This window comes from Bacillus sp. 7884-1 (assembly GCF_002272245.1).
Classification (GTDB): domain Bacteria; phylum Bacillota; class Bacilli; order Bacillales; family Cytobacillaceae; genus Neobacillus.
Genome location: NZ_NPDD01000254.1, coordinates 1 through 13505, shown reverse-complemented (window position 1 = coordinate 13505; position 13505 = coordinate 1). Strand labels below are relative to the sequence as shown.

The following is a 13505-nucleotide window of genomic DNA, read 5'->3' as shown; positions in this document are numbered from 1 at the left end:
AAAGCGAAGCGCCTGGAGCACAAATCAACAGCCCAATATAACACAGCCTTGTACTAAAAAATAGTAATTTTTCGAAAAATCTTATATTTTGGTTATCTATTGAAAAAAGGAATAATAAGGTTCATACTAGTTACGCTAAGAAGCACAACATAATGAAGGAGCCTTACTACATGAAAAAAGTTTTATCACTTATTTTAATTCTACTTTTAGCTTTAACAGCATGTGGAACGCAAGAAAAAGAGGAAACAGCTACTCCTAAAGAGAATAAAACAGAAGAAGGTACAAACGCTGCAAAAGAAAACACAAATACAAGAGAGCTAACAGCTGAGGATGAGAAATTCGCTGAATTAATCATTGCTAAAGATTACGACTCGGTAGTAAAAGAAACAGGTTCATTAAAGAGTGAATCACAGAAAGATTTCTACTACATTGCATCTGCTTTTATTAAAAACAATGAAATTCAAACAAAGACATATGACCCCAATGACCCCAATGCTATTGTAACAGATCATAAGGTTATCATAAATTATTTAAAAAGAGTGAAGTTTGTACCAGATGACATTAAGGATCAAGTGAATGAATTAAAAACTGCTACAGAAGAAAAAATGGCAGAGTTAGAAAAAGAAGCAGAATAATTTAGGATTAGCACTCATAAAAATGGGTGCTTTTTTCATGGGGAGAATAGGTGTCTAAATCTTTATTATTTTACTAATATTTGATAAAATAAATCTTCGGGCGAGGTGGAATGATTTTTTTAATATAATAAACAGATAATTTGAACTATGTTTCGGGGGAATGTTTATGAAAGTATTTTTAGATTTAGGCTGGTTTTTTAAACAAGAGAAAAAAGCATACATATTTGGAACCGTTATCTTACTGTTTGTTGCACTGCTTCAACTTGTGCCGCCGAAGGTAATTGGGGTTATTGCAGACCATATTAATAATGGTACGATGACGAAGGGCTTGCTCCTTGAATGGATGGCAGTATTAGTCGGGGCAGGACTCGGTATGTATGTCTTGAGATATTTTTGGCGAATTATGATTTTTGGCTCTGCGGTTAAGCTTAGCAAACAGTTAAGAAACCGATTATATCAGCATTTTACGAATATGTCGCCATCGTTTTACCAGAAACGAAGGATTGGTGATTTAATGGCGCATGCGACAAATGACCTGCAAGCTATACAACAAACGGCTGGGTTAGGAGTCCTGACATTAGTTGACTCTCTATCAACAGGTGGATTTGTTATTCTGGCTATGGCGTTTACGATTAGCTGGAAATTAACCTTGATATGTCTAATCCCAATGCCATTTATGGCTATTCTTACAAGTTGGTTTGGTACGATGCTGCATCGAACCTTCCATAAGGCACAAGAAGCGTTCTCTGATCTGAATGATAAAACACAGGAAAGTATTTCTGGGATTAAGGTTATTAAAACCTTTGGTCAGGAAAAGGAAGACATAGAAGATTTTAAAAAGCAATCTCAGGAAGTAGTCGAAAAGAACATCGTGGTTGCAAAAATAGACTCCTTATATGATCCAACGATTTCGATTATTGTAGGTATTTCCTTTTTCTTAGCCATCACCTTTGGTTCAAAATACGTTTTGGCTGGGGAGTTAACGATTGGTGAATTGATTGCCTTTACCACCTATTTAGGACTATTAATTTGGCCAATGTTGGCATTTGGCTGGCTGTTTAATATCGTTGAACGAGGTCGTGCTTCGTATGACCGTGTAGCCGCACTACTTCGTGAAGAATCTGATATAACAGACCGAAGTGATGCATTAGAGATAGTTCCAAGCGGTGATATCCACTTTGATATTGAGAAATTCACTTTCCCTGGTGAAAAAGAACCTATGTTAAGGAATATCAGCTTCACTCTTAATAGAGGAGAGACACTAGGGATTGTAGGGAAAACGGGTGCTGGTAAAACAACACTGTTAAAGCTACTTATTCGTGAATTTGAAGACTATAAAGGGGGAATTTCCTTCGGCGGTCATTCACTTCAAGAATATAAGCTGGAAAAACTACGTGAAGTGATTGGCTATGTTCCACAAGACCATTTCTTGTTTTCGGCGAGTGTGGCTGAAAATATTGCCTTTACGAACCCTAATACACCTAGGGAAGATATTTTTGATGCTGCAAAGCTTGCCAGTATTCATGATGATATTCTTCAATTTACGGAAGGCTATCAAACGGTTGTTGGTGAAAGGGGAGTTTCCTTATCAGGCGGTCAGAAACAGAGGATTAGTATTGCACGTGCGCTGTTGATGAATCCCGAAGTGTTATTGCTAGATGATTCCCTATCTGCTGTTGATGCAAAGACCGAGGAGGCGATTCTTTCGGCATTAAGAAAGAATCGAGAAGGGAAAACGACGATTATTACCTCTCACCGCTTAAGTGCTATCCAGCACGCAAACTTAATTCTTGTGCTTGATAATGGCGAGGTCATTGAAAGAGGGACACATGAAGAATTAATGGCAGCACATGGCTGGTATAAGGAAATGTATTTACGTCAGCAGCTAGAGGAGTTGGTTGAGCATGGAGGACATTAAAATGGAAGAAACAGCACAGCTGACTGAAAAAGAACAAAAAAGAGTTTTATATCGCCTGCTATCCTATACGAAACCACATAAAAAGGAATTAATCCTAGCATTCAGTCTTTTAGTGTTAACAACGCTGGGAGAGTTAGCCTCTCCGATTCTAGTAAAAATCTTTATTGATGATTACTTAACACCAGGAAATTTGGTTTTTCAGCCATTGGTTATTCTAGGTGCAAGCTATCTTGGAATTCAAATTGTAAAATCCTTATTGTTGTTTTTTCAATTAGTAAAATTTCAGGAGATTGCTCTAAAAATCATTCAACAGCTTCGAATTGATATTTTTACAAAGGTGCAGTCACTAGGTCTTAAGTATTTTGATCAAACTCCGGCTGGAAGTATTGTTTCAAGGGTGACAAATGATACCGAGGCCATTAAAGATATGTTTGTTACTGTCCTTTCGACTTTTATCCAGAGTGGATTTTTACTCACCGGAATTTTCATTACAATGTTTATCCTAGATGTAAAGCTGGCTCTATTCTGTCTAATTTTTATTCCATTAATACTTCTTGTCATGAGTCTATATCGGAAATTTAGTTCCCGATTTTATTTGGAAATGCGTGAAAGACTCAGCCAATTAAATGCTAAATTAAGTGAATCCCTGCAGGGTATGAGTATTATTCAAGTATTTCGTCAGGAAAAAAGACTTCGCAAAGAGTTCGAAGACATTAATGAAAAGCACTATGATGCGGGAATGAAGAATATTAAGATAGATGGATTATTGCTGCGTCCTGCAGTTGATTTAATTTTCATTTTAGGATTAATCATTGTTTTAAATTATTTTGGTATTACTTCATTGGACAGTCCAGTAGAAATCGGTGTGTTATATGCTTTTGTTAATTATCTGGAGCGTTTCTTTGAACCAGTAAATAATATGATGATGAGATTATCGTTGTACCAACAGGCAATTGTGGCTGGAGCACGTGTCTTTAGAATCTTGGATAAGCAAGAATTGGCCCCTGGACAAAACGATGAAAGTAATCTATCGATTGAAAAAGGAAGAATTGAATTCAAGAATTTAACCTTTTCCTATGATGGCAAGCGGGATGTGTTGAAAAATATTTCCTTTACAGCAAATCCCGGAGAAACTGTAGCACTTGTTGGTCATACAGGAAGTGGTAAAAGTTCAATCATCAATCTATTAATGAGATTTTATGAATACGAGAAGGGTGATATTTTCATTGATGGTCAGTCCATCCGTCATTTTTCCAAGGATGAATTACGAGAAAAAATGGGGCTTGTTCTCCAAGATCCGTTTCTATTTTACGGAACGGTAAGAGACAATATTACGCTTCATAATCATCATTTAACAGATGAACAAGTTGAGGAAGCTGCTCAATTTGTTCAAGCTCATACGTTTATTGATAAACTGGAAGATTCCTATCATCATAAAGTAGTGGAAAGAGGGTCTACGTTTTCTAGTGGACAGCGCCAATTAATTGCATTTGCACGGACCATTGCCGCTAATCCAAAGATTCTTGTCCTCGATGAGGCAACTGCAAATATTGATACCGAAACTGAGGAAGCGATTCAAACGGCTCTTTCCAAAATGAGAAAGGGGCGGACGACGATTGCGATTGCCCACCGGTTATCTACGATACAAGATGCGAACTTAATACTCGTCTTACATCAAGGAGAAATTGTTGAAAGAGGCACACATCAAGAGCTATTGGCACTAGGTGGACTTTACCATAAAATGTTCCTCCTGCAAAATGGCGCTTTGGAACGGTTAGAGGATGTTATGCATTAATGAAAAAAGAAAAATCCTGGTTAATGACCAGGATTTTTACATTTAGAGACTCGCCACTTGGCGAGTTTTTTTTATATATTTTCGATTATATTCATTTAAAAGATGGTCTAGTTCTTGGCTATAACGAATTGCAATGGAGGAAGTCAGGCCGTTTGTGACCGCGACTTGAATTAATTCAGCACGCTTCTTCTCAATCAATGCAATTAGATCTTGTTTGATCACTGCCGTGGTCCTTTCCGGAGAAACTCCAATAATAGAAAACATTGATAGGAAATTCTCTACCAATGTTTTACTAGTATAACCTAAGATGGGAATAAATCCAAGATATTTGTAAGAAAATATCCATCTGATGCAGGGAAATGGTAGAAATATAGGAAGGTTTTTGAAGGAAATGATAATTGACCCTTAGAGACACAAAATATTCATGTTAACCATTATCATTTAGTGGAAAGGTTTGATAAAATGATAAGGTATCGACTATAGTGGGAGTGTTAATATGACGGATGTAAATATATTTTTAGCTTTAGGTGCCGGTTTCCTAAGTTTTATCTCACCATGCTGTTTACCGCTATACCCTGCATTTCTATCTTATATCACAGGGATGTCTGTAGGGGAGCTAAAAACTGAAAATGCCATGCTTCAAAAACGAAGTCTTCTACATACAATCTTTTTCCTTTTAGGATTTTCGGCAATTTTTATCGCAATTGGTTTTGGTACTTCTTTTGTTGGAAGCTTTTTCCTCGAGTACAAAGATCTCATTCGTCAGTTAGGCGGAATATTTATCGTTCTATTTGGACTAATTATTGTCGGTGTATTTAAACCTGAGTTTTTGATGAAGGATCGGAAATTAGAATTTAAAAATCGACCTTCTGGCTTTTTTGGTTCAGCACTCATCGGGATGGCCTTTGCGGCAGGTTGGACACCATGTACAGGTCCGATTCTTTCGGCGGTAATCGCCCTTGCAGCGACAAATCCAGGTTCAGGTGTACTATACATGGTTGCGTATTCACTTGGATTTGCGATACCGTTCCTAATCCTATCATTCTTTGTTGGCCGTATGAAATGGATTCGCAAAAACAGCGGTAAAATTGTTAAAATCGGCGGTTATTTAATGATTGTCATGGGGATCGTGCTTTTCTTTGACTGGATGACAAAAATTATTACGATTTTCTCTGGAATGTTTGGCGGTTTTACAGGCTTCTAAATATTTCATGTATATAGTAAAATATAAATTCCGAGCTTTAAGGAATTAGGGGTTGAAGCCTATGAACTTTGTTGTTGTTTCTTCAATTGGTGCAGTTTTTATGGGGATATTAGCTTTATTCGTCCGCATGAAGGCTGCTAAGAAACCTACAAATGTAAAGAAAATTATCCTGCCTCCGGTCTTTATGTCGAGCGGGGCATTCATGTATGTGGTACCTCAATTTCGGTTGACTGGTATGGAAATCATAGAGGTCATGATTTTGGGAATGCTTTTTTCAATACTCTTAATCAAAACATCTAAATTTGAAATTCGAGAAAACGAAATTTACTTAAAAAGATCGAAGGCGTTTATTTACATTTTAGTTGGATTGTTAATAGTGAGGGTAGCTTTAAAATCAATCTTAAGCACGTCTATTGACTTTGGAGAACTAAGCGGTATGTTCTTCCTGCTGGCATTTAGTATGATTGTTCCATGGCGGGTCGCGATGTATCTCGATTATAAAAAGCTTTATAGACAGCTGCATGGTCAACGCTGACTTTGCATAAAAAACGCTCAGGGCATAAAAAGTTCTGAGCGTTTCTTTAATATCGATATCTGATTTTATCAAACAAATACTGTACACCATATAATAGATACGCTTTATAGTTTAAGTAAAAGAAAAACTGAACATGATTTAATCGACCTAGACTGATGATTTTAAACTTCTTAAGAATATCAATGATAAAGAAAGCAAAGGAACCGTCAGCAATCGCGTTCAATAACACAAACTTCTTAAAGTTTCCATACGAAATTTTAAGCAGCCACATTGAAAGCGGCGCATAAGGTCCCACACTAAAAGGAAGTTCATCCCTAATAAATGATTTTCGCTTATCATAAAACTTCCACCAATTTCGCTTGTGTCCATACAAATGATTAATGATTTCAAAAATAATAATAAAGACGCCCGAAAAAGAATAACGTTTAATATCACGCTTTCCTAAAAATAATAACGATAACCATGGAATCACTATGATCAATAGGTTAAATATCTTGTGCCTCTTAGTTGCCTTACGTTTTGCCATCCTCTTCACCCCAACCTACTATTTCACACTTTTTTAAAGTAACCAAAACCATAAAAAAAAACCGCCAAAAATTGGTCGGTTTAGAATAAATGCTCATAAGGAGCCACATCAATTCTATTTTCAAATAGCTTTTTACGTAAAAATTTATGATCCCTTTTTGGTGTTGCTTGAATGTAACCCCGGATGACGAGTTCTTCCGTTACTTTTGATACCTGCTCATTAAGCGCAAGTTCGCCAATCTTTCCAGCTATTTTATGCCTAGCGACATCACGGAAAAGCTCAGGAACCGGACTAACCAAATCTTCTAGAAGATGTTTTTCATCCTCGCCCCATAAATGACGAGTCTGATTAACGTAGTATTCTTCCCAGTCCATCACGGATTTGCCATCTTCCTTTGGCATTTTCTTGAGGAACTTCCGAAACATAAAAAATCCGCCAATCGCCATTAAACCCGCAAATGCAAAAATCCATATTAATATAAACCATAAGAACCAACCTGTGAGCTGCATTGATTTCACCTACACGATACTATTTTCATCTATCTATTATAGTCTGAAATAAGGTAAAAAGACAAGTTATCGTCTTTATTATCAAGGAAGTAGCCATCCTTAAAGGGAGTTGCAAAAGTTGTCGAAAAAATGACAAAATCCCCAACTCTATTGATTATTACTATATTCCATTGTAATATGATTACAAATAGGAATTACCTTTTCACTATAATATTCTGGGGCTGAATGGGGTACTGGTGTCCTCCACAGTCTTCAAAACTGCTTGAGACCTGCGTGCCAGGTCTGGTGGGTTCGATTCCCACGCAGTCCCGCCAACTCAATAATACCAAGGGTTCTGAGGAATTCTTATTATACATAGACCAGAGGGCACTCGGTCTTTTTTTATTGGCAAGTGCCAAAAAAGTGCCATTCTTCTTTTTGTGCCATCTTCAGTTATTCTAGTAGAGTATCTAATGTGTCCACTGCAATTCCCTCTATGGAATCCGTCAAGTGTGAATAGGTATCCATAGTCACTGAAATTTTGGAATGTCCTAAGCGGGCACTGACGATTTTTGGGTGAACATTGGCTTGAAGTAAGATTGTTGCATGGGAATGGCGTAAATCATGAAATCGAATATCTGGAAGGTTGGCAGCTTTTATCGCTCGCTTTAAGGCTCTTGAAATTTCTGACGGAGCCATGATGTTTCCTTTTGAATTGAAAAAGACCAGATCATGGGGATTAAAGCTATCCCCTAATATTTTCTTTTGCTTTTCATATTCCTTTTTGAGTGATAGTAACAACTTTTCCAATTCAGCTGTTAATTTTATCCCTCTTGGTTTTTCATTCTTTGGGATAGTATTGAAAAAATACTTGCCGTTGGCTTCTGTAATGGTTTGGCGAATATAAAGCCTTTGGGTGGGAAAGTCCACGTTCTTCCAAGTCAGCCCAATTAACTCGCTTTTCCTCATACCGGTATGGGTGGCAGCATAGATAATAGGGTAGAACACAGGTGTTCTTTCCTTTGCCGTCTTAAGAAGTAAGTTCAGCTGCTCGACGGTATAGGTGTTCATTTCACGTTTTGACGGCTTTGGAGGTTTGGCTCCTTTTGCCACGTTTCTATCGATGAACTCCCAGTCAATGGCGTCGTTTAAAGCTTTAGAGAGAATGCGATGGTGATGGATTACCGATTGTGCTGATAAAAGGCTCAACTTCTCTTTGTAGTAATTTTGCAGCTGAGTGCTTTTCAATTCTTGGAGCGTGATGTGCCCTAAGGATGGTTGAAGATGAGTTTTTACGATCTTATCATATTCTGCATATGTCTTAGGTTTTGTGTTAGTTTTTGCATAGTTTTCAAGCCAATAAACCAGGTATTCACCAACTGTAATCTCAACCACTTTTTGAATGCTTCGGCTATTCTTTACCTCGAGTACAGCTTCAGCCATAGCCATCTTAGCTTCCTTTTTGGTATTAAATGAACGCTTTTTCCTCGTCCGTTTACCGAAAGAATCTTTCCCGGCTTCTATTACGAAATACCACTTTCCTGTTTTTTTATCCTGTTTTGGATAACCTGCCCCAGCCATTATAATTACCTCCATAAGTAAATTAGCTGGACACCAAGCAACTAGCACCTTATCTAATATCATATCAAATCATCCTAATATTGGAAAATTTTTGCCGGTGTCCATCAGGTTTTATATAGAAATGTCCACGTTTCTTTCAACAGAGCATATCTTTAATTCTATTAAAAGACTTCAGATAAGGTGTTTTCCCCTGACCGTTCATCATGCGCAGGCTCTGAAGGCATTCCTTCAAACCATTCCATGAATGATTTCTTGGGTATCAATATACGTTTTCCTACGGTAACAGTATGAAAAGCACCTGTTTTTGCTAATTGGTACGCTTGGCTGCGGCCAATTCTAAGAAATCCTTGAATATGTTTTACTTCCATTACATCTGGTAACTCAACAGTTGTTTTCATCTAATTGCCTCCTAATCTTCTATTCTCGTAATCACTGAGGGTGGGGCGGTGATTGCAGTTAATTGTCGGTTATCACTTAAAGGGTGAAATCCAGCCATTTCTAATTGATGTAGTTTCTCTTGATTATTTTTAAGTGATTGTATGAGATTATTTAACTCGATAACTAGTGAATTTTTGGTTTTCATGTATTAAACCTCCAAAAGTTAAGATTTGTTCCCCATATTCCCCATTTTCCGAAAAAGCTCTAAACTGCAATGGAAATGGGCGGGGAGGCGGATTTCTCTCATTTCCCCGTTTTCCTCATAAGGTTGGGGAAAATGGGGAAGAACAGGGACCAAGGATATTTGCTGTATGTTGCATTTCCTATGACTTTGTCAGGTTTTGGGGAAAATGGGGAAGATTTTTAAGTAAATAGGGGTTTACCAGCAAATACTGCTTTGGTTTACCATTTGTATTTACCTCCGCATATGTTCGGACATACCCGCGATCCTCAAGGACATTTGTTAGGGCTTTTAGCTGCTTACTGTCATAACGGGATTTTACTGCTTGTTGAATCTCTCTGTAAGGGACGGGGCTACTGATAAACCCTGTCTCCTCATACATCTTCTTGTATTTCCTATGGATGACCCTAAGAAGGTCAAGAGCTTCCTCAGTCTCGGTGTTTATCCTCATTTTCCCTAGGCTTGCTTTAGCATGTTCAATAAAGTAATCGCTTAGTGTTGTAGCCCCATGGACTGTTTCAGCATCGATATCCACTGGAATAGTAGATGGAGTAAGGGAGCCCTCAATGTGTTTGGCAATGTGTAACAGGGCTGCAATACGTGCTATATTACCGACAATTTTCCCGCCCCATTCAGGTATCTCTGACAAGGGCCCACCATCACGTAATTGTATTTCTATCCTCTCTTGGAACACTTGGAATAAGGCATCTGCATCATTACCGAATTTTAATATTATTGGCTTATCGGTCATTAGTTGCATTAAGAGTTTAATATTTTTAATGTATTGAGTCCGTAAATTGGCCAGAATGGGTTTCGGGCGAACATCTCTGTATCCTTTAAAATCCTTTGGTGATGAGTAGAGAAAGCGAGCCATTAACCCACGACCATGGAAAATTGGAGGCAAATTTTTCACAGCATCCGGCTGCCCAAATATCCCTATGGTTATTAATGGTGATTCCAGGCTTTCAGTTCTTCCGCGGCGATCCACTCTTAGGTAATCTCCTGTATGTCCTTTGAGATAGACTTCTAGGTTTATTTGCCCGTTATACCGTCCGTTTACCATTCCGAATAGTCCTGCCTCAGCGGAAATAACCGCTATCCGTTCTTTATTTTGCTTCATTAATGTGACTAAGGTTTCCGGGGTGGCATCATCAGTAATGAATGTGGGCAGGTATACCTCAGGTAAGGAATCTAGCTTTTGTTGGACTTGGGTTATTTCTTTAAATATGTTGTCGTCTCCATCTTTAGAGTAAAGTCCCTCTAGATGTTCAATGCGTCTTTGCAGGGCACGTTTAGTTGATTCCACTTTCTGAGCTTCTAGGCGCAGCCGCTCGTTTTCTTCCTTCTCAAATTGTATTACTGGCAAACACATTTCACGAAAAACAGAGCTTTTTCTATTTGCCGGCCCCATTAAGGTCAAACAGTAGGTGTTTAAAGGCTCAATCCAGTCGCCATACGGATTAATTTCATAATTCTTGGACAATGCGATTGACAATATCGTTACAGCTGCCATTGCGGCCATGTCAACAGGTGTTTGGGTTGATACAGCGACAGCAATAATGAAATCCTTTAACCAGTGCGGGAAAATTTCTACGTTAAATGCTGGTAAATTATATTTGTCGAAATATATCGGCTCTTCCCACTGCTCCATAAATTTTATTTCCTCGTTAAATTTGGTCACTAATTGCAAATCGTCAGGTGTAATGTTATTCAGGGTTACCACTGCCATGGTTGATCATTTCTCCAATCTTCCGAATCGCATAAATTTTGTCTTCCACGCTGCCAAATTGCACAAGGGGGGCTAAATATTCTATTCGCGCAAGGGAATGGTAAATATCCCCTTTTTGTTCCAATTCCTTTATTTCCGTTATGGTTCTGGCTTCATCCAATAGGGTTATCTTTAAATCATTTAAGGCATCCGCATACAGCATACAGTGATGGTTAAATTCTTTTATGCCTCTGTTAATTTTGTAGGTTTCTGCATCAAGTTGCTGATTCATCGAAATTCCCATATCTTTTGCAAGCAATTTTATAGCTTCCACATTTGAAAGATTCATTGCCTTACTTACGAGATTAATGACATCACCGCCACCGCAGCCGACATGGCAATACCATCTGTTGCTGTGTGAATAAATGGTTAAGGAAGGATTTTTGTCGTCATGGAATGGGCAGCAGATGTTAAATTGCTTCTTATTGCCTTTTGTACTAGGAATCATGACATCGGTATATTTTTCGAAAGCTTCAATAATGGATAACTGGTTCTTAATTTCTTCACAGGCACTTGTCATCGCCATCAAACTCCTTTATTTTCTTATTGATTTTTCAATTCCTTAATGGCTTGCATGATCATTACTTTTTTTTCAATTGTTAGTTCTTTCCGAATCCAGCGGTAAAAGCTGTTTTCGGAAATTCCTAATTTTTCTGCTATAGCCCAATCTGGAACATCCTTTTTTGCTTCTTTAATGTCCTGATTCCTGTTCAACATTTTCCTCACCACCTCATGGTTAGTAATAGTAGTATTACAAGCATATTGTAGATACTATTTGAAATCGTGTATAATATAATAACAATACAATTATGTACCACAAAAATATGTTCGTATTTAGAGGAAGTGCATGCATGAGTAGACTAATTCCATCAAAAGAAGATGAAAATTTAAAAATCACTCCAGACAGGAATAATGAAGTACCATATTATGCAAACAAGTTTGTTGTTTATGAGGAATATGAATTCGTTAATGGGGAAGAAGATGCTTGGGGAAACGTAGAAGTAAATGTTACTGCTAAAGATACTGATAAATACAAGGTCTATAAACCGGATACGTACCCTGTACATATCTACTTACAAATTTCAGAGATTATTATAGATGAAGAAACTGTTAGACTTAATAATGAGCAAAATGGTTTTGAAGAAATAAAGGTCCATAGATTACGTTCAATAAAAGCCCAAGAAAGTTTTTTAAAATTTGCAAAACGATTTGGGCTACTTGGCATTAGTGAGCGTGAGTATTTTTTTAAGAGAATAAATGAAGAGGCGTTTACTAGCGGGCATAAAAATTTGGTATTGACGGATATAAAAAAAGAATTGGTAAACCAAGAGTTAATTAACAAAATTTATCGAATGAAAATTGCTGTTAATTATTTAAAAAAATGGGTGGATGATAAAATAACGGAGGAACAAAAAGAAGATTTGATGAACATTGTTAATGATGAATTACCCACTAAACAGGATCGTCTTCAATTAAAGAATGGTGAATTTTATCCTTCGGTTCTATTTTCCTCTTTAATGGACTTGGCTTGGTGGCAGTTGCACGAAGCGCTATTAAAGAAAACCACTTATAGACGATGTAAAAATGAACGGTGTGGAAATATATTTGCTGTTGATCATGGGAACAGGGATTATTGCCCGCCTTACCCAAATAGGAAGAGAAGTAATTGTGAACATAATCATAATAGGCGCTTAGATTATTATAGGAAACAGGCCACACGTTCCTAAGAATTTGTTACAATACAACTAGAACGAATATTCTTATATATCCTTATGGCGGGTGATTAAAAATGAACGGTCTAAATATAAAACAAAAAAGGTTTGCTGATTACTATATTGAAACCGGAAACGCCACTACTAGCTATTTGAGAGCAGGATATGAAGCTGAAGGAAATGCAGCAGAAGTAAACGCCAGCCGCCTGCTCAGAAATGCTAAGGTGTTGGAATATATTAAGGAGCGGAATGAACAAATGGATGTGGAAACTATTGCTGATATTACGGAAACAAAGCGGTTTTGGACGGAGATAATGCGGGATGAAAATGCTGATATGAAGGATAGGTTAAGAGCTTCTGAATTCATAGCCAAGACAAATGGAGCGTTTGTTGAGAAAAAGGAATTGCAGGGTGCGTTTAATGGAAAAATCACCTTTGGTTTTGTAGATCCAACTGTTGCTGATGCTTAATTAATCAGTCTGTTTTAATTGTTGAGGGGAGTACAGTCATAATGATTGTATTTCCCTCTATTTTTTTAGCAATAATTATTGCTGCTATAGTCCTATGCCGTGTTACAATTATAGTTGGAAAATTAATGTAAAAGGGTAAGGGGAAATTGAATTGGCTATTACAAAAAAACAGTCTTTCAGATTCCTGATGGGCTATAGAGTAAGGAGGAAACCAAATGGGTTTTGGGTTTAGAAAAAGCTTTAAAATCGCTCCA

At 37.5% G+C, this 13505-nt stretch carries 17 protein-coding genes and 1 tRNA gene; 8 read left to right on the top strand and 10 right to left on the bottom strand.

All coding sequences use genetic code 11. From position 1 onward, the window contains the following. The first annotated feature begins 170 nt into the window (after positions 1 to 170). The 3 genes from CHI06_RS26810 (at position 171) to CHI06_RS26800 (ending at position 4348) form a co-directional block, all read left to right on the top strand. A complete protein-coding gene (locus CHI06_RS26810; protein WP_095251697.1) occupies positions 171 to 635 on the top strand; it encodes a hypothetical protein in 465 nt (154 codons plus the stop codon). A 166-nt stretch (positions 636 to 801) separates the two neighbouring features. After that, positions 802 to 2553, top strand: coding sequence for an ABC transporter ATP-binding protein (locus CHI06_RS26805; protein WP_095251696.1), 1752 nt, complete (start codon positions 802 to 804; stop codon positions 2551 to 2553). A gap of 1 nt (position 2554) precedes the next feature. Beyond that, on the top strand, positions 2555 to 4348 hold the full coding sequence (locus tag CHI06_RS26800) for an ABC transporter ATP-binding protein (protein WP_095251699.1): 1794 nt from the start codon (positions 2555 to 2557) through the stop codon (positions 4346 to 4348). 42 nt (positions 4349 to 4390) lie between these two features. Here the strand turns inward: CHI06_RS26800 and CHI06_RS26795 are convergent, their stop codons facing one another. After that, entirely contained in the window at positions 4391 to 4570 is a 180-nt protein-coding gene (locus CHI06_RS26795) for an aspartyl-phosphate phosphatase Spo0E family protein (protein WP_095251698.1), read from the bottom strand. 274 nt (positions 4571 to 4844) lie between these two features. Here CHI06_RS26795 and CHI06_RS26790 point away from each other — a divergent pair, with 274 nt between their 5' ends. Together CHI06_RS26790 and CHI06_RS26785 are read left to right on the top strand one after the other, a co-directional pair. Then, entirely contained in the window at positions 4845 to 5552 is a 708-nt protein-coding gene (locus tag CHI06_RS26790) for a cytochrome c biogenesis CcdA family protein (protein ID WP_095251695.1), read from the top strand. Between the two features lie 61 nt (positions 5553 to 5613). Further along, a complete protein-coding gene (locus CHI06_RS26785) occupies positions 5614 to 6087 on the top strand; it encodes a CcdC family protein (RefSeq protein ID WP_095251694.1) in 474 nt (157 codons plus the stop codon). Between the two features lie 46 nt (positions 6088 to 6133). Here the strand turns inward: CHI06_RS26785 and CHI06_RS26780 are convergent, their stop codons facing one another. Together CHI06_RS26780 and CHI06_RS26775 are read right to left on the bottom strand one after the other, a co-directional pair. Next, positions 6134 to 6613, bottom strand: coding sequence for a hypothetical protein (locus CHI06_RS26780; RefSeq protein WP_095251693.1), 480 nt, complete (start codon positions 6611 to 6613; stop codon positions 6134 to 6136). An 80-nt stretch (positions 6614 to 6693) separates the two neighbouring features. Next, positions 6694 to 7122: a DUF2621 domain-containing protein gene (locus CHI06_RS26775; protein WP_095251692.1), complete on the bottom strand. Its 429-nt coding sequence runs from the start codon at positions 7120 to 7122 to the stop codon at positions 6694 to 6696. 217 nt (positions 7123 to 7339) lie between these two features. Here CHI06_RS26775 and CHI06_RS30090 point away from each other — a divergent pair. Beyond that, positions 7340 to 7436, top strand: a tRNA-Sec gene (locus CHI06_RS30090). Positions 7437 to 7554: 118 nt separating this feature from the next. Here the strand turns inward: CHI06_RS30090 and CHI06_RS26770 are convergent. From CHI06_RS26770 to CHI06_RS29505, 6 genes are all read right to left on the bottom strand, one after another. Continuing rightward, positions 7555 to 8745 carry a site-specific integrase gene (locus CHI06_RS26770; protein WP_095251691.1) on the bottom strand — a complete coding sequence of 397 codons (1191 nt, stop codon included), beginning with the start codon at positions 8743 to 8745 and terminating at the stop codon, positions 7555 to 7557. Between the two features lie 98 nt (positions 8746 to 8843). Beyond that, a complete protein-coding gene (locus CHI06_RS26765) occupies positions 8844 to 9080 on the bottom strand; it encodes a helix-turn-helix domain-containing protein (RefSeq protein ID WP_095251690.1) in 237 nt (78 codons plus the stop codon). A gap of 11 nt (positions 9081 to 9091) precedes the next feature. Continuing rightward, positions 9092 to 9265 (bottom strand): hypothetical protein, encoded by a 174-nt coding sequence (locus tag CHI06_RS30085; RefSeq protein WP_179292796.1) that lies wholly within the window; start codon positions 9263 to 9265, stop codon positions 9092 to 9094. 178 nt (positions 9266 to 9443) lie between these two features. Continuing rightward, the gene (locus tag CHI06_RS26760) at positions 9444 to 11030 is read right to left on the bottom strand and encodes a YfjI family protein (protein ID WP_095251689.1); all 1587 of its coding nucleotides are present in this window, start codon (positions 11028 to 11030) and stop codon (positions 9444 to 9446) included. Further along, positions 11008 to 11589, bottom strand: coding sequence for a CHC2 zinc finger domain-containing protein (locus CHI06_RS26755; protein ID WP_179292795.1), 582 nt, complete (start codon positions 11587 to 11589; stop codon positions 11008 to 11010). The genes CHI06_RS26760 and CHI06_RS26755 overlap by 23 nt, the downstream gene beginning before the upstream one ends. 23 nt (positions 11590 to 11612) lie before the next feature. Next, positions 11613 to 11786, bottom strand: coding sequence for a helix-turn-helix domain-containing protein (locus tag CHI06_RS29505; RefSeq protein ID WP_142301029.1), 174 nt, complete (start codon positions 11784 to 11786; stop codon positions 11613 to 11615). A 134-nt stretch (positions 11787 to 11920) separates the two neighbouring features. Here CHI06_RS29505 and CHI06_RS26750 point away from each other — a divergent pair, with 134 nt between their 5' ends. Together CHI06_RS26750 and CHI06_RS26745 are read left to right on the top strand one after the other, a co-directional pair. After that, the gene (locus tag CHI06_RS26750; RefSeq protein ID WP_095251687.1) at positions 11921 to 12796 is read left to right on the top strand and encodes a hypothetical protein; all 876 of its coding nucleotides are present in this window, start codon (positions 11921 to 11923) and stop codon (positions 12794 to 12796) included. Between the two features lie 62 nt (positions 12797 to 12858). Next, on the top strand, positions 12859 to 13251 hold the full coding sequence (locus CHI06_RS26745) for a terminase small subunit (protein ID WP_095251686.1): 393 nt from the start codon (positions 12859 to 12861) through the stop codon (positions 13249 to 13251). A 4-nt stretch (positions 13252 to 13255) separates the two neighbouring features. Here CHI06_RS26745 and CHI06_RS30265 read toward each other — a convergent pair. Beyond that, the coding region (locus tag CHI06_RS30265) for a hypothetical protein (RefSeq protein ID WP_218833125.1) at positions 13256 to 13505 on the bottom strand (250 nt) is incomplete at its 5' end.